Consider the following 22,026-nt stretch of genomic DNA (forward strand, 5'->3'; position numbering starts at 1 on the left):
GTACAGGCTTCTTGTTTCGGCCGGGAGTGACCCGGCTAATGGTTGCTGGCCTTTCGCAACGCAGCAGGCCGAAGGACCGTTTCGGCCCCGTTTGCGCAACTATCCTTCGAAAAAAACTTCCGATCTATACGACTATTGCGTAACTTGCGTTTGCATCCAAGCCCGATTTTGCATTGCACATATCCGACTGACCAAAAGTCGAATGGACGCGGACCGGGCGGACGGGGTCAGTGGACCGCCGCAGGTGCGCGTGCCGGCGCGAAGGCCGGCCGGACCATGCAGGAGGAATGCGACATGACGACAGCGGGCGAGCGCGACAAGCCCTGGATCTTCCGGACCTATGCCGGCCATTCGACGGCGGCGGAGTCCAACCGGCTCTATCGCAGCAACCTCGCCAAGGGGCAGACCGGCCTGTCGGTCGCCTTCGACCTGCCGACCCAGACCGGGTACGACCCGGATGACGTGCTGGCGCGCGGCGAGGTCGGCAAGGTCGGGGTGCCGGTCGCCCATCTCGGCGACATGCGCGCGCTGTTCCACGACATCCCGCTGGAGCGCATGAACACGTCGATGACGATCAACGCCACGGCCCCATGGCTGCTGGCGCTCTATGTCGCCGCCGCCGATGAGCAGGGCGCGGACCGCAAATTGCTCAACGGCACGACGCAGAACGACATCATCAAGGAATATCTCTCGCGCGGCACCTACGTGTTCCCGCCGGCGCCGTCGCTGCGGCTGACCGGTGACGTGATCGCCTGGACCTATTCCAACATGCCCAAGTGGAACCCGATGAACGTCTGCTCCTACCACCTGCAGGAAGCGGGCGCGACGCCGGTGCAGGAGCTGTCCTTCGCACTCGCCACGGCCATCGCCATCCTCGACGGCATGAAGGTGTCGGGGGCGATTCCCGAGGCCGATTTCCCGCAGGCGGTCGGCAGGATCTCTTTTTTCGTCAACGCTGGCATGCGCTTCATCACCGAAATGTGCAAGATGCGGGCGTTCACCGAGCTGTGGGACGAGATCTGCCGAGAGCGCTACGGCATCGAGGACGAGCGCTACCGGCGCTTTCGCTACGGCGTGCAGGTCAATTCGCTCGGGCTTACCGAACAGCAGCCGGAAAACAACGTCTACCGCATCCTGATCGAGATGCTGGCGGTGGTTCTGTCGAAGAACGCGCGCGCGCGCGCCGTGCAATTGCCGGCCTGGAACGAGGCGCTCGGGCTGCCGCGCCCGTTCGACCAGCAGTGGTCGCTCAGGATGCAGCAGATCGTCGCCTACGAGACCGACCTGCTGGAATACGGCGACATCTTCGACGGATCGACCGAGATCACCGCCCGGGTCGAGCAGCTCAAGGCCGAGGCGCGCGAGGAACTGGCGCGCATCGACGCCATGGGCGGCGCGGTGGCGGCGGTCGAATCCAGCTACATGAAGCAGAAGCTGGTGGAATCGAACTCGCGCCGCTTGGCCGCCATCGAGTCCGGTGAACAGATCGTCGTCGGCGTCAACCGCTGGACCGAGAGCGAGCCGTCGCCGCTGGCTGTCGGCGACGGCGCGATCCTGACCGTGCCCGAACATGTCGAGGCCGAGGCGATCGAGAAGATCCGGGCCTGGCGCGAGGCCCGCGACACGGCCGCCGCCGAAAGAGCGCTGGAGGACCTGCGTGCCGCTGCGCGTGAGGGCCGCAACATCATGGAGCCGTCGATCGCCGCCGCCAGGGCGGGCGTGACCACCGGTGAATGGGGCAGAGCGCTGCGCGAGGTGTTCGGCGAGTACCGCGCGCCGACCGGCGTCGGTCGCGCCGCGCGCGATGACGCTGGCGATCTCGCGTCCGTGCGCGACAGCGTCGAGGCGGTGTCGAAGACGCTCGGCCGGCGGCTGAAGTTCCTGGTCGGCAAGCCGGGTCTCGACGGCCATTCCAACGGCGCCGAGCAGATCGCCGTGCGCGCCCGCGACTGTGGCATGGAAGTGGTCTACGAGGGCATCCGCCTGACCCCGGCTCAGATCGTCAACGCAGCGCTGGAAGAGGGGGTGCACGTGATCGGCCTGTCGATCCTGTCCGGCTCGCATCTCGCTCTGGTGCGCGACGTGATGGAGCGGCTGCGCGCCGCCGGGATCGACGACGTGCCGGTGGTCGTTGGCGGCATCATCCCCGACGAGGATGCCCGGGCGCTCAAGGCCATGGGCGTCGCTGCCGTCTACACGCCGAAGAACTTCCAGCTCACCGACATCATGGCCGATGTGGTCCGGATCGTTGCGGCGGGAACCGAAAAGGCGGCGTGAGGCGCGGGCCGTCTCAGGCCGGCTCGGCAGCGCGGCCGATGACGCGCGGGCGGATCGGCTCGCCCGGCGGCAGGTGGCGCAGCCGGTCGTGGTGGGGTGAGCGGACGCAGGCCGGATCGGTTGCGGCGGCGTCGCCGGTGAGCGCGAAGGCCTGACAGCGGCAGCCGCCGAAGTCGATCTCCTTGCGCGCGCAGGAGCGGCAGGGTTCGGGCATCCAGGCGGTGCCGCGGAAACGGTTGAAGGCCTCGGAGTTCTCCCAGATCGCCTTCAGCGGTCGCTCGGTGACCTTGTCGAAGGTCATCGAGGCGATGGTATGCGCCGCGTGGCAGGGCATGACGGTGCCATCCGGCACGATCACGAAGGCGTCGGCCGCCCAGCCGCCCATGCAGGGCTTGGGATAGTCGGCATAATAGTCCGGCGTGACGAAATCGATGTTGAGCACGCCGGCGAGTTCGTCGCGGATCCGTTCGACATAGTCGACCTGGCGCATGACCGCGTTGTAGTCGGGCAGCAGCGCCGAGCGGTTGAGCCAGGCCCAGCCGTAGTACTGGACGTTTGCGATCTCCAGCCTCTCCGCGCCGAGTTCCAGCGCAAGTGCGACGAACTCGGGCACCTCGTCGATGTTGAGCCGGTGGATCGGCGCATTGATGGTCAGCGGCAGGCCGAGATCGCGCACCAGGCGCGCGGCGGCGCGCTTCTTCTCGTGACCGCCGCGATAGCGACCGACCAGTTCGGTCGTCTCCGGCCGCGCGCCCTGGAAACTGACCTGGACGTGGTCGAGGCCGGCATCGGCATAGGCTTCGAGCTTCCCCCGGCTCAGCGTGACGGCAGCGGTGATGAGGTTGGTGTAGACGCCGCGCGCGGACAGGACGGCGATCAGCGCGTCGAGGTCGGGCCTGAGCGTCGGTTCGCCGCCGGACAGGTGCACCTGCAGGATGCCGAGATCGGCGGCCTGGGCGAAGGCGTCGCGCCACGCGTCTGTCGACAGTTCGCGGTCGGCCTTCATCAGTTCGAGCGGATTGGAGCAATAGCCGCATTGCAGCGGGCAGCGGTGGGTCAATTCGGCCAGCAGGCCGAGCGGTGGCCCGGCGGCGGTCATGGCCGGTCCTCCGCGCACCGCACCAGCAGGCGGTCGGACCATTGCTGCAGGAAGGCGACGACGTCCGGCTCGATCTGTTCTTTCGGCGCGGCATAGTCCTGCGCCAGCGCGTCGACGATCTCGGCAACCGTCCGCCGCCCGTCGCAGCGGCCGAGGATGTCGGCGCTGATCGCGTCGGGCCACAGCACCTTTTCCGGCGCCAGCACGACCCAGCGCGCACGCAGCGGATCGAAGTGGAGGCGCACGTGGCGCGGCAGCGCCGGCCGGCTGTCGCGGGTAACCTCAATGCGGCGGCGCGGCGCGGCCATGGCTCAGTCCGTCCCGGCTGGACGGAAGGCGCCCGGGGGAACCAGACCGGGCTCGACATAGGCGAAATGCAGGGCATCGAGCATCGCCCACAGGATGTCGCATTTGGTGATCAGGGCGCCGATGGCGTCGCGCTGCTTATCCGGTGTGTCGGCCCAGGCGGTGACCAGCGCCAGGGCGTGCTCGGCGTCGCGCGGCGCCTGGTGCAGGCGCGGGGTGAAATAGGACAGCGTCTCCTCGGTGATGTAGTCGTAGCGGGCCAGCATGGCTGGCACGCGCTCGCCGATGGCGATCGGCGAGAACAGCTCGGTCAGCGACGAGGCCACGGCGACCAGCATCGAGGACGAGGCGACCAGATCGAGATAGGCGCCGACGGCGAAGCGCGTCGCCGGCAGGGCATAGCGTTGCGACACGACCCTGTCGACGTCGAGCCCGACGCCCTCTGCGAGCTTCAGCCAGCGCTTGATGCCGCCGTCCTTCTCGCCGCCGTGCTCGCCGTCCGCAGGACCGTCGTGATCGACGATGCGCTTGCGCCATTCGCGGCGGAAGGCCGGGTCGTCCGAGCGCGACAGGATGATCGCGTCCTTGCGCGGGATGGCGGCCTGATAGCAGTAGCGGTTGAGCGCCCAGGCCTGCATCTGGCCGCGGGTCAGTCCGCCGGCGTTCATCAGCCGGTGGAAGGGATGGTGCATGTGGTAGCGCTCGGCGCCGACCCGGCGCAGCGCGGCTTCCAGTTCGGCCGGCGTGAGCAGACGGTCGGTTGCGGCCATGAAGTCGGCTGCCGACAGCGCGGCGACCGGCCGGTCGGAGGGCATCGGTCCGGGGGTGGCGAGGGGCGCGTTCATAGCTCCAGCTCCATGCCGTCGTAGCCGATCTCCCAGCCGGAGGCGGTTACCGCGCGCTCGGCCGCGGACCCCGGCATGAGGATCGGATTGGTGTTGTTGATGTGGACGTAGATCTTCCGGCCGACATCAATGCCGGCAAGGGCAGCGAGCGAGCCGGCCGGACCGCTGATCGCCATGTGGCCCATGCGCGTGCCGGTCTTGCTGCCGACGCCGGCGTCGGGCATTTCCGTGTCGGTATAGACCGTGCCGTCGAACAGCAGGCAGGCGGCTCCGGCAAGCCGGGCCTTCAGGGCATCGGGAACGGCGGCACAGCCGGGGATGTAGAAGATCGTCTGCGGCGCTCCGCCTGAGCGCAGGGCGAGGCCGATGGTGTCGCCGGGCGCGGAGCCGAAGCGGCCGTCTGCGGCGCCTTCGTCCTCCAGGAACAGGGCCACTTTGCCCGGCACCGGGAAGGTCTCGACCGACAGGCCGAGTGGACCGTCGGGCCCTTCCAGATCGGTCACGCCGTCGAGCGGCAGTACGCGGCGCTCCACCACCGCCGGGGTCAGCACGTTGAAGACCGAATTGGCGGCAAGCGTCGCCAGCACCCGCTCGCTGGCATAGATCACGAAGGGTGTGCCTTCGCGCAGCGACAGCAGGCCGGCGATGTGGTCGACGTCGGCATTGGTCAGCACTACCGCCTTGATGGGCGAATGGCGCAAGGGGCCGTCCGGACGCGGATTGAGGTCCGGCGTCGCGGCGATCTGCTGGCGGATGTCGGGCGAGGCGTTGAAGATGGCCCAGCTCGTCCCGTCCGCGCTGGCAGCCACGCTCGACTGGGTGCGGGCGAGAAAGCCGGGCCTTTGTTCGCGCACCGCCCGGCTCAGAGGGGCGTTGCAGTTCCATTGCGGGAACCCGCCGCCTGCGGCCGAGCCGAGGACCCTGATCTTCACCGGGGGCCTCCCGTGCGCATCTTCCACTTACTTCTTGCGACCGCAGGTGCCGATCTCGGCCGGCATGTAGCGGGTCACTTCGAAGCCGGCTTCGACGCTGGTCATGGCCGGTTTGGTCCAGGTTTTCATGGCATTCCCTCCTTGCTGTGTTGAAGGCTTCCTATCGTAGCGTCATGCGGGGAGGACGGCCACGGCACGTTGGTCGGGTTGTGGTAAGGGGGATCTTGCAACCCTACCAAGTCATTGATCTTGCTCACCTTTCATCCATTGATGCAGCCGCGAGGCAGGCAGTTGAGAGCCGGAACGCCATGAGAATCTTAAGAACGTGTCTGAGAATCCTGAGAGCGGCTGCGCCGGTCAGAGGCCGAACAGGAGGGCACCGCCGGCGACGACCAGCACCGCGCCCAGCCAGGCGGCGGGGGCGGGCATCTCGCCGGTGCGCAGCCACAGCAGCGGCAATTGCAGGGCCGGCGTGGTCGCCGACAGGGTCGAGACGATGCCGACCTTGCCTCCCGAGAGGGCAAAGAGCACGAGTGTCATGCCGACGCCCATGCCGAGCAGGCCGGTGAGCAACACCTGGAAGGCGATGCCGGCGGTCGCCGGATTGGCGGCCTGGAATCGCTGCACGGGAAGCTGCATCAGCAGGGTCAGCCCTGCAGCGGCGACGCCGATGCGCAGCATCGAGGCGGCGACCGGATCGACGCCGGTCTCCATCACCGGCCGGGCGATCAGCGAGCCGACCGACTGGGCGAGGGCGGCGGCCAGCCCGAGCAGCAGGCCGAGCCAGAGCGGCCCCTTGACGCTTTCCCAGACGTGCAACTGCGAGCGGCGCTTGCCGAAGGCGATGGCGAGGACGACGCCGGCGAGCGTGATCGCCACGCCCGCCAGGGTGCGCGTCGACAGGGCCTCGCCGAGCACGAGCCAGCCGAGCACGACGGACATCGGGGCGTTGAGCGAGAACAGGATCGCCGTGCGGCGCGGGCCGAGCCGGTTCATGGTCAGGAACAGCGCCGTGTCGCCGAGGAAGATGCCGATGAACCCGGACAGCACCAGCGGGCCGATCATGTCGGACCGCAGCGTGTCCCATGTGCCGGCGAAGCCGACCCACACGCCGAGCAGGGCGAACACCATGACCATGCGCATGCGGTTGAAGGCGATGGCACCGAGGTGCTGGGACGGTGCCGCGGCCAGGATGCCCGTGAAGGCCCACAGGGCGGCGGCGGCAACGGCGGCGAGTTCGTGGACGAACATGATCCGGTGATCCGGCGCCGCCGTCCTGCGGCGAGGCGCCAAAGGAAACCGGCCCGACGCGGGGCGCCGGGCCGTTAACGGGGAGAGAGGCCGCCGACCGCGCCGGCGGCCGGCACGGAGCCGGTCAGGCGGCCCGCTTCTTGGGCTGTATCAGGCGGCGGTTGACCAGCACCTCGGCGATCTGCACCGCGTTGAGAGCGGCGCCCTTCCTGAGGTTGTCGGCGACGACCCACAGATTGAGGCCGTTCTCCACCGTTGCGTCCTCGCGGATGCGGCTGATGTAGGTGGCGTCCTCGCCGGCGCTCTCGTAGGGTGTGATGTAGCCGCCGTCCTCGCGCTTGTCGATGACCAGGCAGCCCGGCGCCTCGCGCAGGATGTCGCGCGCTTCATCGGCCGAGATCGGCTTCTCGAATTCGATGTTGACCGATTCCGAATGGCCGATGAACACCGGCACGCGCACGGCGGTGCAGGTCACCTTGATCTTCGGGTCGAGCATCTTCTTGGTCTCGGCCAGCACCTTCCACTCTTCCTTGGTGTAGCCGTCCTCCATGAAGACGTCGATGTGCGGGATGACGTTGAAGGCAATGCGCTTGGTGAACTTGTGTGCCTCGACCGGGTCGTTCACGAAGACGGCGCGGGTCTGGTTGAACAGCTCCTCCATCGCGTCCTTGCCGGCGCCGGAAACGGACTGGTAGGTGGAGACGACGACGCGCTTGATCGTCGCCGCGTCATGCAGCGGCTTCAGCGCCACGACGAGCTGGGCGGTCGAGCAGTTTGGGTTCGCGATGATGTTCTTCTTGGAAAAGCCGATGATGGCGTCGGCATTGACTTCCGGCACGATCAGCGGCACGTCGGCGTCGTAGCGCCAGGCCGAGGAATTGTCGATTACGACGCAGCCCTTGGCGCCGATCTTCGGCGCCCAGTCCTTCGACACGCTGCCGCCGGCAGACATCAGGCAGATGTCGGTGTCTGAGAAGTCGTAGTTTTCCAGAGCCTGCACCTTCAGCGTCTTGTCGCCGAAGGAGACTTCGGTGCCCTGCGAGCGGCGCGAGGCCAGCGCAACGACCTCGTCGGCGGGGAAGCCGCGTTCGTCCAGGATGTCCAGTATCTCGCGGCCCACGTTGCCTGTGGCGCCCGCGATGGCGATCTTGTAGCCCATCGTATCCTCTCTCGTCCGTCTCCCCGCATGCCGGGCAGCCGCGCACTGACGACCGTCTGGCTCTTCGGCGCCCACCATCCCGGGGGAGCGCGGGACGAGAGGCTCCGTCAAGCGGTGGTTTTGGTCGTCGTCTTGGTGAGTTTGGCGGTGGTCGCAGTCCGGGCGCGCGCAAAGGCTCCGCCGGCCGAGGCCGTCGTCGTCCTTGCTGCGATGTCGGCGAGGCGCCGCGCCATGGTCTGCCATCCTTGTCACACGAACCGGCGTGTTCTTGGCGCGGAACGGGCGCAAAGTCAACCGATTTGGCGGGCAGCTTGCCGGCGCCGCAAGGTCAGTGCGCGCGCCGGTAGAGCGAGACGTTGGTGTAGCTGGCGACGTCCGGCACGTGCACGGTCTGGGTCACGGTCAGGGTCCGGCCATCCTCGGACAGCTCGCGGTCCGCCTTCATCAGCGTCACCCCGCCGCGGCGTGCCTCCGAGACCAGGTTGCGCGGTCCCTGGAACACGAGGCGCATGGCGTCGACGAGGCCGCTCTTGCCGAGTGGGGTCTCGGGACCGTCAGGGAGGGCGGAAAAGCTGTCGGTGACGGTTTCGCCGTCCGACGTCACCTGGCTCATGGTGAACCGGACCATGCCGAACTCGTCCTCGATCCTGAGCGTCGCGCTCCGCGGCGGCTCGCCGTGCTGGAAGTCGCTTTCTTCGACGTCGAGGATCCAGGTGCCAAGGAAGGGGGCGAGCGTGTCGGTCATGACGAAACTCCGGGAACGGCTGCGGCCGCCTCCCGGCCGAGGGCGCAGGAGGCGGCCGCACTCTGCATCGGACCTTCAGGCGCTGAGCGCGTCGAGTTCGGCGACGATGGCGTCGCCCATGGCTGCGGTGCCGACCACGGTCGTGCCCGGCGAGGCGATGTCCTTCGTCCGCAGGCCCTTGTCCAGCGTGCCGGCGATCGCCCTGTCGAGCAGATCGGCGTCGGCGCCCTTCTCGAACGAATAGCGCAGCGCCATGGCGAAGGAGGCGATCATGGCGATCGGGTTGGCGGCACCCGTGCCGGCGATGTCCGGGGCGGAGCCATGCACCGGCTCATAGAGCGCCTTGCGCTTGCCGGTGCGGGCATCGGGCGCGCCGAGCGAGGCGGAGGGCAGCATGCCGAGCGAGCCGGTCAGCATGGCGGCGACGTCGGACAGCATGTCGCCGAACAGGTTGTCGGTGACGATGACGTCGAACTGCTTGGGCCAGCGCACCAGCTGCATGCCGCCGGCGTCGGCCAGCATGTGCTCGAGCTGGACATCCTCGTAGCCGTTCTTGTGGGTGGCGGTGACCACCTCGTGCCACAGCACGCCCGACTTCATCACGTTGCGCTTTTCCATCGACGTGACCTTGTTGCCCCGCGTGCGGGCCAGCTCGAAGGCGGCCCTGGCGATGCGCTCGATCTCGTAGGTGTCGTAGACCTGGGTATCGATGGCGCGCTTCTGGCCGTTGCCGAGGTCGGTGATGGTTTTCGGCTCGCCGAAATAGACGCCGCCGGTCAATTCGCGCAGGATCAGGATGTCGAGGCCTTCAATCACCTCGCGCTTCAGCGAGGAAGCGTCGGCGAGCGCCGGATAGCAGATCGCCGGGCGCAGGTTGGCGAACAGTTCCATGTCCTTGCGGAGTCGCAGCAGGCCGGCCTCGGGCCGCACGTCATAGGGCACGCCGTCCCACTTGGGGCCGCCGACGGCGCCGAAGATGACCGCGTCGGCGGCCATCGCCCTGGCCATGTCCTCCTCGGAGATCGACTTGCCGTGGGCGTCGTAGGCGCAGCCGCCGACCAGGCCGTCCTCGGTCTCGAAGCTGTCGCCGCCGCGGGCGTTGAACCAGGAGATGATCTTCTTCACCTCGGTCATGATTTCCGGGCCGATGCCGTCGCCGGGAAGAAGAAGCAGCTTGTGTGTCGCCATGGGTGTGTCCGCCCCGCTTTGTGTCAGCAAAATCCGTCCGCGTTGGGTAGCCGGTCACCGGCCGCTTGGCAAGAAGCAGCCGGCGCGAAGAACTCAAGCGCCGGGGCATGAAAGGTCAACTGACCGCCGGCTGGCGGCAGTCATGCGAGGGCGCGCGGAAAGCGACCCGATCCGACCCGGTCGACCCCGCCGGTCACAGGCCGAGAAGATCGCGCGCCGCGCGCCAGAGCAGATTCGCCGCGAGAAGGGTCATCACCAGCTTGAAGCCTTTCTTGAAGGTTTTCTCGTCCATCCTGCCCAGCAGCCGCGAGCCGACCACGGTGCCGCCGAATCCGGACAGGACCATCGCCACGATGAGCCCGGCCCAGGGGGCGAAGGCAAAGCCGAGCACGCCGAAGGCGGCGAACTTGAGCACATGCATGGTCAGTGCGGTCGCCGCCTGGTTGGCGACGAAGCCGTGGCGGTCGAGGCCGAGGGTTGACAGCACCGCGGCGCCGATCGGGCCGGCAGCGCCGAAGAACATGCTCAGCAGGGTGGCAGCGAATCCGGCCGCGGCCATCGCCGGGCGGGCCGCCTCGCCGTTGAAGCGCGGCGGCCGGCCCCACACCGACCACAGCACGAACAGGCCGACGCCGAGCCGCAGGATGGCGGAGGGCAGGGTGACGACGATGCTGCCGCCGATGGCGGCGCCGAACACCGCGCCGAGCGTGAACCAGAGCATGATGTCCCAGTGGACGTGCTTCAGCAGCACCAGGGCCCGGCCGGCATTCGAGCCGAGTTGGACGACGCCGTGCACCGGAATGAGGGCCGCCGCCGGCATGACGTTGGCCATCACCGCCAGCAGGGCGATTCCGCCGCCGAGGCCGAGCGCGGCGGTGATCGCTGAGGTGACGAAACTTGCCGCGATCAGCACAGCGGAAGTGAACGTGGACAGGCTGTCCGGCAGCAGAAGGGCGAGAAGGGAGTCCATGGTGGGATCCGGATCCGGTGGGATCCGGCAAGTCTCGCCCAGCCGCCGCCGGAATGCAATCATTGTATACTCATGTATCCAATGACCTTGCGCCACTTCGGGAAGCGGCCGTCGGCGGCGCGTCTCAACAGGCGGGACCGGTGCAGATACGAACGGTGCGCGCGGCCTTTTCCGCCACGCCGGATTCGGTCGCCGCATCGGCGAGGCTCGGGCCGAATGTCGCGGCGATGACGCCGTCGGGCGCCGCCTTGGCGTCGGTCTTGAGTCGGGCGATCTGGCGAACCAGCAGGTCGTGGTTCTCGATCGCGACGCCCTGCGGCAGATGCAGGATGGCCACGGAACAGCTCAGCAGCGGAAAGCGGCGTTCCAGGCCGGAGCGGTCACGCGCGGTGATGAAGCCGGTCTCGCGATGCTCCGCATCGTAGAAGCTTTCGGCCTGGTGGCGGAACTCGTCGCGCAGGCCGGCCATCATCTGCACCACGGCGGCCACGTCGCGGTTCTTCAGGCCGATGAAGAAGTCGTCGCCGCCGACATGGCCGGCGAAGGCGCGCGACGGGCCGGCGAGGCGCTTGATCAGTTCGGAGAACAGCAGCAGGGCCCGGTCGCCGGTGCGGAAGCCGTAGGTGTCGTTGAACGGCTTGAAGTTGTCGAGGTCGATGTAGCAGAAGCTGCGGTCGGCGGCCGAGGCCGAGGCCTCCTCGAACACGAAGGCGGTCACCGACAGGTTGCCGGGCAGCTTGGTCAGCGGGTTCTGGTCTTCCGCCGCCCGCATGCGGATCTCGTTGGCGATCTTCAGCAGCGAGCTGGTGGTCAGGAAGCCGTAGTACTTGCCGTTCTTCGTGATGATCACGCCGGCGGTCTTGTCGTCGTCGGTCGCGGTCATGCCGATCAGGTGGTCGAGGCGGGAATGCAGGTCGGCGACGGGACAGCGGTGCAGGAAGTTGCGGAGCTGGTTGTTGACCGACTTGTTGCGCAGCAGATCCTGGCCGAATGGCAGATAGATCAGGTTCTTGATGTCCGATTCCTGGATCAGGCCGCGCGGTTCGCCGGCGGCGTTGATGACCGGGATGAACGGATGGGCGCGCCCGGCCCGCAGCAGGGCGAGCACATCGTCCATGCGCGCGGTGTCGCGCAGCGCCACCAGCGGGCGGATCTCGCGCCGGATCAGCTGTTCGTCGGACTTGAGGCTGCGGTGGTGGCTGGCCTGCGTCGCGGCGAACTGCTCGTAGCGCGGCCGCGCCTCGTCGAGGCAGGTGAACGGCCGGGAAACCAGGTAGCCCTGGAACAGGTCGCAGCCGATCTGGCGGCAGACGGCGAGCTCCGCCTCCGTCTCGACGCCCTCCGCGACCACGCGCATGCCGAGCACATGGGCCAGATCGACCATGGATGTCACCAGCAGGCGCTTGCGCGCGTCGTTCTGGATCGCCTGGACGAAGAAACGGTCGACCTTCAGGATGTCCGGCTCGATATCGTAGAGGCTTTTCAACTGCGAATAGCCCTTGCCGAAATCGTCGATGGCAATCGCGAAATCGAGCGCGCGCGCCTTGCCGACGAAGTCGCCGAGGCGAGACAGCGTAGAGGTGTCGTTGGTCTCGGAGATCTCCAGGCAGACGCTGGATGGCGCTAGCCTGTGCTGCGACAGGAGTGTGGCCGTATCCTGCAGCAGGAAGCCCGGCGTCTCGAGCAGACGGAGATCGACGTTAAGGAACAGCCGCGTCGCCTTGCGCTCGCGGATGCCGGCGTATTTCTCGATCGCCATGCGCCGCAGCAGCAGTTCCAGCGGCGCCAGGCAGCCCAGGTCATGGGCTAGGTCAAAGACGGCGCCGGGCGTCGCGCAGTCGAGCTGGTCGACGTTGCGCAGCAGCGCCTCGTAGCCATAGACGTCGCCCGTGTGGGTGTCGACGATCGGCTGCAGGGCGTAGTCGAGGACGGCGGCCGCGTTGGTCAGGAAGATTTGCGGATTTCTGTCCAGCCGCAACGCCCCGGTCCATTCCTGATTGATTGCGTTCACGTCCAGCCCGTCCTTGAACAAGGTCAACCCCAGGGCGAGACGATAGCGCCAGACGACACGATTTGTGTGACAGTTGCGTGTCTAATATTTTGATTTGGTTAGCAAATCTCTTATGAAAGGCAAGGGTCGCAGCGCGTCCTTTGCGTGTAGTCAGGCCTCGGACACCATCTGCCGCAGCGTCTTCCCGGGATTTCCAGGGGGGGGCACGTCGGCTGAGGTTCAGGCGGCGGCCGGCAGCGCGGTCTCGACCAGCTTGACCCAGTAGGAACAGCCGACGGGAATGAGGTCGTCGTTGAAGTCGTAGCGCGGGTGGTGCAGGCCGGCGCTGTTGCCGTTGCCGGCGAAGATGAAGGCGCCCGGCCGCTGCTCCAGCATGTAGGAGAAGTCCTCGCCGCCCATCATCGGCGACACCTTGCGGTTGACCTTTCCGGGACCCGAAATGCCTTCGGCGATCGAGGCAGCGAAGTCTGTCTGGTCCTCGTGGTTGACGGTGACCGGATAGCCGCGACGGAAGCTGACTTCCGCGCTGGCGCCGAAGCCCTCGGCGATCGAGGCGACGAGCGTGCGCAGGCGGGTCTCGGCGAGGTCGCGCATCGCCGGCGTCAGGGTGCGGATCGTGCCGCGCAACTGGGCGGTTTGCGGGATCACGTTGAAGGCCTCTCCGGCGCGGAATACGGTCACCGATACGACGACGGAGTCGAGCGGGTCGGCGGAGCGGCTGGCGATGGTCTGCAGCGCGCTGACAATCTGCGCGCCGATCACCACCGGGTCGATGGTCTCGTGCGGCTTGGCCGCATGGCCGCCGCGGCCGGTAACGGTGATGCCGAACTCGTCGGTCGCGGCCATGATCGGACCGGAGCGGATGGCGAACTCGCCGACCGGCAAGCCGGGCATGTTGTGCATGCCGTAGACCTCGTCGATCGGCCAGCGGATCATCAGCCCGTCGTCGATCATCGCCTTGGCGCCGGCGCCGCCTTCTTCGGCCGGCTGGAAGATGACCACCACCGTGCCGTCGAAGTTGCGGGTTTCGGCCAGATACTTGGCCGCACCGAGCAGCATCGAGGTGTGGCCGTCGTGGCCGCAGGCGTGCATCTTGCCCGGCGTTTTGGAGGCGTAGGGCAGGCCGGTCGCCTCCTCGATCGGCAGCGCGTCCATGTCGGCGCGCAGGCCGATGGTCTTGCCGGCGCCGCCGTTGCGGCCCCGGATGACGCCGACGACGCCGGTCCTGCCGATGCCGGTGGTGACCTCGTCGAGGCCGAAGCTGCGCAGCAGCTCCGCCACCCGCCCGGCGGTGCGCACCGTCTCGTAGAGGATTTCCGGGTTCTCGTGGAAATCGCGACGCCAGGCGGCGATTTCGTCGGCAAGATCGGCAATGCGGTTGACGATCGGCATCGGAAGGCTCCTGCGGGATGGGGCGGGCGCGGCGCGCGCGTGGGCACTTGCCTCTATCTGACGGACGGCGCGGGCAAAGCGCAAGCCCGTTGTTGCGGCGCAATCCGGCGTTCAGGCGCCGGCGCCGTGTGCGACGACGAGGCGGTAGACGCTGGTCTTCTTGGTTTCCGAATCCTCCAGCGCGCCGACTACCGGCACCGTGTAGGTGGCCAGATGCGCCAGCCGGTCCTTGGGCAGATAGGACCGGCCCGGATCGCCGACCAGCACCTCGATGCCCTGCTCCAGCGCCCGGTCGAGCCAGGCGAGCACCTTGCGCGACATCGGCAGCTCGTAGAACACGTCGCCGCAGACCAGCAGGTCGGCGTCGGGCGGGGCGGCGCCGGTCAGGTCGCCGAGCACGGTCTCGATCTCGACGCCGTTGAGGTCGGCGTTGACGCCGATCGCAGCGATGGCGAAGGCGTCTATGTCGGCCGCAACCACGCGCCGGGCGCCGGCGACTTTGGCGGCGATGCCGACGATGCCCGATCCGGCGGCGAAGTCGAGCACGCTGCGGCCCGCGACCCGCTCCGGATGGTCGAGCAGGTAGCGGGCGAGCGCCTGGCCACCCGCCCAGGCAAAGGCCCAGAACGGTGGCGGCAGGCCGAGCGCCCCGAGTTCGTCCTCCGTCTTCTGCCACAGCTCCATCGCTTCGTCGGCAAGCTGCAGACGGATCTCGGCCGCATGCGGCACCGGCCGGGCGACGGTGTTGTCGCGGATGAAGCGGACCGGATCGGAAATGCCTGCCACGCGGCGGGTGTCCTTCTGCTGCGCGCCGGTCAGGCGCCTTCCGGCAGGCCGCCCATGGCGCAGACGATCCGCCATTCCTCCTCGGTCACCGGCTGCACCGACAGGCGCATGGAGGTGACCAGCGACATGTCGGCCAGCCGCGGCTCGGCCTTGACCTCGGCCAGCGTTACCGGCCTCGGCAGGTCGCGCAGGGCCCGGATATCGACGCACTCCCAGCGCGGGTCGTCGGTCGTGCTGTCGGGATGCGCCAACTCGCAGACCTCGACGATGCCGACGATCTCCTTGCCCTCGTTGGAGTGGTAGAAGAAGCCGCGGTCGCCGATCTGCATGGTGCGCATGTTGTTGCGTGCCTGGTAGTTGCGCACGCCGTCCCATTCCTGGCCGGCGGCGCCCTTTGCCTTCTGCATCTCCCAGGACCACTTGAACGGTTCGGACTTGAACAGCCAGTAGCGCACCTATTTCGCCTCCGGATTCTTGATCGCCCAGGTCCAGGGGCGGATCTCGACGCTCTCGAACAGGCCGGCGCGGGCATAGGGGTCTTCCTGCGACACGGCAAGCGCCTCGTCGCGGTTCGACGCCTCGATCACCACCAGCGAGCCGGTCATGGTGCCGGCGTCGTCGAGGAACGGACCGGCGGCCTTCAGCCGGTCGCCCAGGCTGTTGAGGAAGGCGACGTGCTCGGGCCGGGTGTCCAGCCTGAGCTGTAGCGAATGCGGCTTGTCGGTGCAGATGAGGGCATAGAGCATGGTCGTGTCTCCTTGTCCGGCGACCTTAGAAAGGCGCGGCGGGGAACTCAATGAGGGGCGTTCAGCTTTGCTCAGCCTCCCGCTTCAACGGGCGGGACATCAGGGCGGTCAGCGCGTCGTCGACGGTCAGCGTGCCGTCGAGCACGGCGGCGACGGTCTCGCAGATCGGCAGCGACACCTTGTGGCGGCGGCCGAGCTCGACGGCGATGCGCGCGGTATGGACGCCCTCGGCGAGCTTGCCGCCGAGCGTGACCAGGTCGCCGACCGGACGGCCCTCGCCCAGGTGCAGGCCGAAGCTGAAGTTGCGCGACTGCGGCGAGGAACAGGTCAGCACCAGGTCGCCGAGGCCGGACAGGCCGGTCAGGGTCTCCGGCCTTGCTCCCATGGCGGCGCCGAGGCGCGAGAGTTCGGCGAAGCCGCGCGCGGTCAGCGCCGCCTGCGCGCTGGCGCCGAGCCGGCGCCCGACCACGGCGCCGCAGGCGATTGCGAGCACGTTCTTCAGCGCGCCACCGACCTGCACGCCGACCAGGTCGGTGGAGGCGTAGGGGCGGAAGCTCGGCGCGGCCAGCGCCTGGGCGAGGGCGTCCGCGACCGCCCCGTCGCGGGCGGCGACGGTCACCGCCGTCGGCAGGCCGCGGGCCACGTCCTCGGCGAAGCTCGGACCCGACAGCACGGCCGGATGCGCCTGCGGCAGTTCGTCCTCCAGGATCTCGGTCAGCAGCTTGCCGGTGCCGCGCTCGATGCCCTTGGCGCACAGGACGACCGGCGTGCCGGGCTTCAGGTGCGGGCGGATGGCGGCAAGCATCGAGCGCGTGGTCTGCGCCGGCGTGACCAGCAGCACGGCATCGGCCCTTGAGACCGCGGCAAGGTCGGTCGTCGCTTCCAGCACCTCGTCGAAGGTGATGCTCGGCAGGTAGGCGGGATTCTGCTGGCGCGAGCGGATGGCGGCGACCACGTCGGCATCGCGCGCCCACAAAATTGCCTCGCGTCCGGCGCGCGCCGCGGTCAGCGCCAGCGCGGTGCCCCAGGAGCCGCCACCGAGGACGACGATGGTTCGGTATCCGCTCATGCGGCCAGTTCTCCGATCCGTGCGCGCAGGGTGTCGAGAGGGACATGGAAGCCCTGAAAGAAGGCGCCTGCATCGTGCGCGGTGGGGCCGAACAGGTCGAGCCAGAACAGGCGGAAGCGGATCGGCGCGCCGCCGCTGCTTGGTGTCATCTCGTAGTGTTCCCAGTCTTCGCGCGGCGGCGTCGCGATCCGGGCGTGGAAGTGGCGGCGCCGGTGCAGGCCGTGCAGGCTGCCGTCCTCGCGATGGAAGATCTGGTCCTGGTCGGCGAGATGGTCGAAGGCCCATTCGGGCATGAGGCCGGTCTCCTCGTGGAACTCGCGCCGGGCACCCTGCAGGTAGCTTTCGCCCGGATCGAGCGTGCCGCCGGGCACCTGAAGACCGATATGCGGTTCGTCCGGCTGGCTGAATACCAGCAGGCGCGACCCGCAGGTCAGATAGACATAGGCCTTGTGATAGACGCGCATCCGATTCCCGCCGCTCGAGCCGGCTCTGTCCTAGCAAAGTCGGGCGCGTCGGTGAACTGCCGATGACGCCAGCGCCCCGTCACGCCTTGGCGCCCTTCCTGCCAGAGCCGAGCTTGCCGGCAGCCGTCTCGTCGAGCGGCCAGCGCGGGCGCGGCGACACCGCCATGTCGTCGACCGGGCCTTGCGCCAGATGCTCTATGCCGGCCCAGGCGATCATCGCTGCATTGTCGGTGCACAGGCGCGCCGGCGGGGCGACGAATCGGGCACCGGCGTCGGTCGCCGCCGCCGTCAAGGCGGCGCGAATCTCGGCGTTGGCGGCGACGCCGCCGGCGACCACGATGACGGGCGGCGCGTCGGGAAAGCGGTCGCGAAACAGGGTGAGCGCCGTGCGCGTGCGCGCCGCGAGTACCTCGGCAACGGCGCGCTGGAAGCCGGCGCACAGATCGGCGACCGTCTGCTCGTCGACCGGCTCCAGTTTCTGAGCCTGCGTCCTCAGGGCTGTCTTCAGTCCGGCGAAGGACATGTCGAGACCTGGGCGGTCGAGCAGCGGTCGGGGCATGGCGAAGCGGTCCGGATCGCCGGCGCGGGCCATGCGCTCCACCGCTGGGCCGCCCGGATAGGGCAGGCCGAGCAGCTTGGCGGTCTTGTCGAAGGCCTCGCCGACGGCATCGTCGATCGTCGTGCCGAGCCGCTCGTAGGCGCCGACGCCGGTGACCAGTAGGAATTGGCTGTGGCCGCCGGACACCAGCAGCAGCAGGTAGGGGAAGTCGAGACCGTCGGTCAGCCGCGCGGTCAGCGCATGGCCTTCCAGGTGGTTGACCGCGACCAGCGGCTTGCCGGCCGCCATGGCGATCGCCTTGGCGGTCATCAGCCCGACGATGACGCCGCCGATCAGACCCGGTCCCGCCGTGGCGGCCACCGCGTCGATGTCGTCGAAGCCGACGTCCGCCTCTTGCATCGCCTCGGCGACGATCCTGTCCAGGACGGCGATATGGGCGCGCGCGGCAATCTCGGGCACGACGCCGCCGAAGTCCGTGTGCTCGTCGATCTGCGAGCGGATGACGTCGGACAGGATCTGCGGGTGCCCCGGCCCGCGCACCACGGCGGCGGCCGTCTCGTCGCAACTGGTCTCGATGCCGAGCACGGTCAGGTCGCGACCGGCGCGGTCAGCCGGTGTCATCGCCGAATTCCGGGATTGTGCCGCATTGGCCAATGGGGCTACAGGACCTATTGTGTGAAAACCAGTCCTGCCCCTAACACCGGGATCGTGATCCTTGCAATCAAAACCTTTGCGCATCGGAACGCGCGGCAGCGCCCTCGCCCTCGCCCAGGCCCATGAGACCCGTGCGCGGCTGATGGCCGCCCACGGCCTTGCCGAGGACGCGTTCGAGATCGTCGTCATCAAGACCTCCGGCGACCGCATCCTCGACCGGCCGCTGTCGGAGGTCGGCGGCAAGGGCCTGTTCACGAAGGAGATCGAGGAGGCGCTGCTCGATGACCGCATAGACCTTGCCGTGCATTCCTCCAAGGACATGCCGACGCTCCTGCCCGATGGCCTGGCACTGACCGCCTTCCTGCCGCGCGAGGACGTACGCGACGCCTTCGTCTCGCCGAAGGCGAAGATGCTCATGGACCTGCCGCAGGGTGCGGTCGTCGGCTCGTCGTCGCTGCGCCGCCAGGCGATGATCAAGCGCCTGCGTCCCGACATCGAGGTCGTCATGTACCGCGGCAACGTGCAGACCCGGCTGCAGAAACTGGAAGACGGTGCGGTCGACGCGACGCTGCTCGCCTATGCCGGCCTGAGGCGCCTCGGACTTGCCGACGTGGTCACCAGCCTGCTCGACACCGACGCCTTCCTGCCGGCTGTCGGACAAGGCGCCATCTGCATCGAGAGCCGGGTGGAGGATGCTGCCACACTCGGCCTGCTCGCCGCCATCCACGACCGCGAGACGGAGATCCGGCTGACCGCCGAACGGGCCTTCCTGGCCGAACTGGACGGTTCCTGCCGCACGCCGATCGGCGGTCTGGCGCGGATCGACGGCGACCGCCTGTCGCTGGCCGGCATCATCCTGCGTCCCGACGGCAGCGAGGCGCACGAGATCGCCCGCGAGGGCGCCGTCGCCGACGCCGAGGCGATCGGCCGCGAGGCCGGCCGCACGCTCAAGGCCGCCGGCGGGCCCGGTTTCTTCGCGGCCTGAGGAGGCCGTCGCGCCATGCGCTTCCTGGTCACCCGACCCCAGCCCGACTGCGCCCGCACGGCACAGCGGCTGCGGGCGCTGGGCCACGAGGCGGTCGAGGCGCCGCTGCTCGCCATCGTCGAGACGCCGCCCGAAAGCTTCGACCTCTCCGGCGTCGGCGCGCTGGCGGTAACCAGCGGGCGTGCCCTGGCCGTCCTCGCCGGCCATCGCCAGCAGGACGTCCTCGTCGGCCTGCCGCTCTACGCCGTCGGCGATCGCACCGCGGAACGCGCCAGGGCGCTCGGCTTTGCCACGGTGATCGCGGCCGGCGGTGACGTCGCCGCCCTGGCGGAACGCATCGCCGCCGATGGCGTTCGACAGACGGTGCTCTATCCCGCTGCGCGCGAGCGGGCCGGCGATCTGGAAGGCCTGCTCGCCGCCCGCGGCGTCGCCTGCCGGACGGTCGAGGTCTACCGCAGCGAACCGGTCGACGCGCTGCCCGACGCCGTCGCGGCCGCGCTCGCCGCCGAGGCCTTCGACGCGGTGCTGGTCTATTCCGCGCGCACCGCCGGGGCACTGGCCGCGCTCCTGGCACGGGCCGGTCCGGCCGCTCGAAGGCCGCGCGTGGTGGCGATCTCCGCGGCGGCCGGCGCACCGCTCGACGCCCTGGCCGATGTCGAGGCTGCGGACCGGCCCGACGAGGCGGCGCTGATCGCGCGGGCCTTAAGCGCCTGTTAACTGCGGCTGGCGCGTCGTGGATGCCGCGTTGCGGCATTTCGCCCTTTCGTTGCGGTTCCGCCCCGGCGGCGACCGTGTATAGTTGAGCAGGTCCGTCCCGGTGCAGGGACGTGCGCGGGAGAGGAGGACAGGCAATGGTATCCGACAAGGACAAGCCCGGCACGACAGCCTCCGCCGGCAGCTCCGGATCGTCCGGCACGACCGGGCGGCGCCCGGTGACCATCGACCTGAAGGCCGAGAAGGTGGAGCCGCGCACGCCGCCGTCCTCGGCTGCGGCTGGAACCGCGACATCCGGCAAGTCCGACACATCCCCGGACAAGCCCGCTGCGCCGGCGTCGAAGCCGGGCGGCGCCACGGCAGGCGCGGCAGAGGCGACCAAGACCGGGCCGGCCAGGCCCGAGGCGCAGAAACCCGAGGCGCAGAAACCCGAGGCTCCGGCGACTGCGGCGAAGACCGAGACCGCGAAAGCTGAGACCGCAAAGCCGGCAGAGGCCGTATCGGAGTCCAAGCCGTCAGGTGCGTCCGCGGCGACGGCCGCCGGCTCCTCCCCAGGCTCGAAATCTCCCGAGCCCAAGCCGTCCGAGCCCGAAAAGGCGTCCACGATGGCGCCGCCGGTCGTGGCGGAGCGCCCGGGCCTCGGCGTCGTACTCGCTGCCGCCCTGCTGGTCGGGGTCGTGCTCCTCGGAGGTGCCTACGGCCTCAACCGCGCCGGTTACCTGCCGCTCGCCGGAGCTTCCGGCGATGGCGAGGCGCTGGCCGCCGCGCAGGCGCGTATCGACACGCTTGAGCAGCGCCTGGCCGAGCTTGCCGGCCGACCGGCCGCGGAGATCGGTCGTGCCGATCTCGAGCGCTTGTCCGGTCGCCTGGCCGATCTGGACGCGCGCGTCGCCGCAGCGGGCGAGGCCGCCGCCGGAGCCGATCCGGCGCCCGAGATCGCGGCGCTGAAACAGGGCCTAGACGAGGTCAGGGCAACCGTCGCGTCGCTTGGCTCTGCCGGTGCGGAACCGGCGGGCGCGGGCGAGATCGCGCAGCTGCGCGAGGCGCTGTCGGACGTCAGTACCGGCCTTGCCGCCGTCGAGACCGGCGCCAGGAGCGCGGAGACCGCCGCCGCTGCGGCCCAGGCGGCGATTGCGACGACCGAATCCTCGCTGAAGACGCTGGCCGACGCCCAGCAGCGCACCGCCGCCAGCGTCGCCGAGCTGTCGGCCGGGCTGAGCGCGGCGGGCGCGGCGAGCGCTGCCGCCGTCGACGAGTTGAAGACCGAGCTTGCCGCCGTCGCCGCGCGCCTCGACGCGGTCGAGGCGACCATGGGCGACGCGACCGCGCGCGAACTGGCCGCCCGGGCGCTTTCCGTCGCCGCGCTGAAGGCTGCCGTCGATGCCGGCAAGCCGTTTGCGACCGAACTCGCCGCCGTCAAGGCGTCGCTGCCGCAGCAGGCGGCGGACCTGTCGTTGCTCGAGTCTCACGCCGCGACCGGCATCGCGCCGGCGCCGAAGCTGATCGCCGAGTTCCCGGCTGCCGCGCGCGCCATCCACGCGACGTTCGAGCGTCCGTCGGCCGACGGCGACTTGCTCGACAACCTGCTCGCGGGCGCGCGCTCGCTTGTCGCCGTGCGCGGGCCGGGCGACGCCTCAGGCACCGGCCCCGAGGCCGCGCTGCGGCGCATGGAGGATGCGGTCGCCACGGGGGACCTCGCCGCCGCGCTCGCCGCCTATGCTGATCTGCCGGAGGCCGCGCGTGCCGCCGGCGCCGGCTGGGCGGCGTCGGCCGAGGCGCGCGTCGGCGTCGACCGGCTGACCGAACAGACCGCCGCCGCCGTCCTGTCCTCGCTCGCCCGCAGGGGCAGCTGATTACGCATCTTCAAGGGAACG

Annotated in this window: 22 protein-coding genes; 4 read left to right on the forward strand and 18 right to left on the reverse strand. The window is 69.1% G+C overall.

The window, feature by feature from the left end:
- The first annotated feature begins 294 nt into the window (after positions 1-294).
- Complete coding sequence (locus SL003B_RS01770) at positions 295-2,277, forward strand: protein meaA (protein WP_013651116.1); 1,983 nt, start codon at positions 295-297, stop codon at positions 2,275-2,277.
- 13 nt (positions 2,278-2,290) lie between these two features.
- Here SL003B_RS01770 and pqqE read toward each other — a convergent pair whose 3' ends face one another.
- The 18 genes from pqqE to tsaD all read right to left on the reverse strand — a co-directional run bounded on the left by pqqE (position 2,291) and on the right by tsaD (position 18,420).
- Positions 2,291-3,376: a pyrroloquinoline quinone biosynthesis protein PqqE gene (gene pqqE, locus SL003B_RS01775; protein WP_013651117.1), complete on the reverse strand. Its 1,086-nt coding sequence runs from the start codon at positions 3,374-3,376 to the stop codon at positions 2,291-2,293.
- Positions 3,373-3,684, reverse strand: coding sequence for a pyrroloquinoline quinone biosynthesis peptide chaperone PqqD (pqqD, locus tag SL003B_RS01780; protein ID WP_013651118.1), 312 nt, complete (start codon positions 3,682-3,684; stop codon positions 3,373-3,375). The genes pqqE and pqqD overlap by 4 nt, the downstream gene beginning before the upstream one ends.
- Before the next feature lie 3 nt (positions 3,685-3,687).
- Positions 3,688-4,527 (reverse strand): pyrroloquinoline-quinone synthase PqqC, encoded by an 840-nt coding sequence (gene pqqC / locus SL003B_RS01785; RefSeq protein ID WP_339325435.1) that lies wholly within the window; start codon positions 4,525-4,527, stop codon positions 3,688-3,690.
- Positions 4,524-5,459, reverse strand: coding sequence for a pyrroloquinoline quinone biosynthesis protein PqqB (gene pqqB / locus SL003B_RS01790; protein WP_013651120.1), 936 nt, complete (start codon positions 5,457-5,459; stop codon positions 4,524-4,526). The genes pqqC and pqqB overlap by 4 nt, the downstream gene beginning before the upstream one ends.
- Positions 5,460-5,486: 27 nt before the next feature.
- Positions 5,487-5,588 carry a pyrroloquinoline quinone precursor peptide PqqA gene (pqqA, locus tag SL003B_RS01795; RefSeq protein WP_041375315.1) on the reverse strand — a complete coding sequence of 34 codons (102 nt, stop codon included), beginning with the start codon at positions 5,586-5,588 and terminating at the stop codon, positions 5,487-5,489.
- Positions 5,589-5,816: 228 nt separating this feature from the next.
- Positions 5,817-6,710, reverse strand: coding sequence for a DMT family transporter (locus SL003B_RS01800; protein WP_013651121.1), 894 nt, complete (start codon positions 6,708-6,710; stop codon positions 5,817-5,819).
- Between the two features lie 124 nt (positions 6,711-6,834).
- A complete protein-coding gene (locus SL003B_RS01805; RefSeq protein ID WP_013651122.1) occupies positions 6,835-7,869 on the reverse strand; it encodes an aspartate-semialdehyde dehydrogenase in 1,035 nt (344 codons plus the stop codon).
- Between the two features lie 328 nt (positions 7,870-8,197).
- Complete coding sequence (locus tag SL003B_RS01810; RefSeq protein ID WP_013651123.1) at positions 8,198-8,614, reverse strand: hypothetical protein; 417 nt, start codon at positions 8,612-8,614, stop codon at positions 8,198-8,200.
- Between the two features lie 75 nt (positions 8,615-8,689).
- Complete coding sequence (leuB, locus tag SL003B_RS01815; RefSeq protein ID WP_013651124.1) at positions 8,690-9,802, reverse strand: 3-isopropylmalate dehydrogenase; 1,113 nt, start codon at positions 9,800-9,802, stop codon at positions 8,690-8,692.
- A 193-nt stretch (positions 9,803-9,995) separates the two neighbouring features.
- Positions 9,996-10,772, reverse strand: a complete 777-nt coding sequence (locus tag SL003B_RS01820; protein ID WP_013651125.1) for a sulfite exporter TauE/SafE family protein — start codon at positions 10,770-10,772, stop codon at positions 9,996-9,998.
- A gap of 124 nt (positions 10,773-10,896) precedes the next feature.
- A complete protein-coding gene (locus SL003B_RS01825; RefSeq protein WP_148259226.1) occupies positions 10,897-12,783 on the reverse strand; it encodes a bifunctional diguanylate cyclase/phosphodiesterase in 1,887 nt (628 codons plus the stop codon).
- Positions 12,784-13,002: 219 nt separating this feature from the next.
- Entirely contained in the window at positions 13,003-14,175 is a 1,173-nt protein-coding gene (locus SL003B_RS01830) for a M20 aminoacylase family protein (RefSeq protein ID WP_013651127.1), read from the reverse strand.
- Between the two features lie 111 nt (positions 14,176-14,286).
- Positions 14,287-15,036 carry a class I SAM-dependent methyltransferase gene (locus tag SL003B_RS01835; protein ID WP_083812022.1) on the reverse strand — a complete coding sequence of 250 codons (750 nt, stop codon included), beginning with the start codon at positions 15,034-15,036 and terminating at the stop codon, positions 14,287-14,289.
- Positions 14,991-15,416 (reverse strand): EVE domain-containing protein, encoded by a 426-nt coding sequence (locus tag SL003B_RS01840; RefSeq protein WP_013651129.1) that lies wholly within the window; start codon positions 15,414-15,416, stop codon positions 14,991-14,993. The genes SL003B_RS01835 and SL003B_RS01840 overlap by 46 nt, the downstream gene beginning before the upstream one ends.
- Positions 15,417-15,707: a YciI-like protein gene (locus tag SL003B_RS01845; protein WP_013651130.1), complete on the reverse strand. Its 291-nt coding sequence runs from the start codon at positions 15,705-15,707 to the stop codon at positions 15,417-15,419. It abuts the gene before it with no gap.
- Between the two features lie 61 nt (positions 15,708-15,768).
- Positions 15,769-16,776, reverse strand: a complete 1,008-nt coding sequence (locus SL003B_RS01850; protein ID WP_013651131.1) for an NAD(P)H-dependent glycerol-3-phosphate dehydrogenase — start codon at positions 16,774-16,776, stop codon at positions 15,769-15,771.
- Positions 16,773-17,240 (reverse strand): NUDIX hydrolase, encoded by a 468-nt coding sequence (locus SL003B_RS01855; RefSeq protein WP_013651132.1) that lies wholly within the window; start codon positions 17,238-17,240, stop codon positions 16,773-16,775. Before SL003B_RS01855 ends, SL003B_RS01850 begins: the two co-directional genes overlap by 4 nt.
- A gap of 79 nt (positions 17,241-17,319) precedes the next feature.
- Complete coding sequence (tsaD, locus tag SL003B_RS01860) at positions 17,320-18,420, reverse strand: tRNA (adenosine(37)-N6)-threonylcarbamoyltransferase complex transferase subunit TsaD (protein ID WP_013651133.1); 1,101 nt, start codon at positions 18,418-18,420, stop codon at positions 17,320-17,322.
- Positions 18,421-18,514: 94 nt separating this feature from the next.
- Here tsaD and hemC point away from each other — a divergent pair, with 94 nt between their 5' ends.
- The 3 genes from hemC to SL003B_RS01875 all read left to right on the forward strand — a co-directional run bounded on the left by hemC (position 18,515) and on the right by SL003B_RS01875 (position 22,005).
- A complete protein-coding gene (gene hemC, locus SL003B_RS01865; RefSeq protein ID WP_041375316.1) occupies positions 18,515-19,438 on the forward strand; it encodes a hydroxymethylbilane synthase in 924 nt (307 codons plus the stop codon).
- A gap of 15 nt (positions 19,439-19,453) precedes the next feature.
- Positions 19,454-20,155 carry a uroporphyrinogen-III synthase gene (locus SL003B_RS01870; protein WP_013651135.1) on the forward strand — a complete coding sequence of 234 codons (702 nt, stop codon included), beginning with the start codon at positions 19,454-19,456 and terminating at the stop codon, positions 20,153-20,155.
- A gap of 134 nt (positions 20,156-20,289) precedes the next feature.
- On the forward strand, positions 20,290-22,005 hold the full coding sequence (locus SL003B_RS01875; RefSeq protein WP_013651136.1) for a COG4223 family protein: 1,716 nt from the start codon (positions 20,290-20,292) through the stop codon (positions 22,003-22,005).
- Positions 22,006-22,026 lie beyond the last annotated feature (21 nt).

This window comes from Polymorphum gilvum SL003B-26A1 (genome assembly GCF_000192745.1).
GTDB classification, from domain to species: domain Bacteria; phylum Pseudomonadota; class Alphaproteobacteria; order Rhizobiales; family Stappiaceae; genus Polymorphum; species Polymorphum gilvum.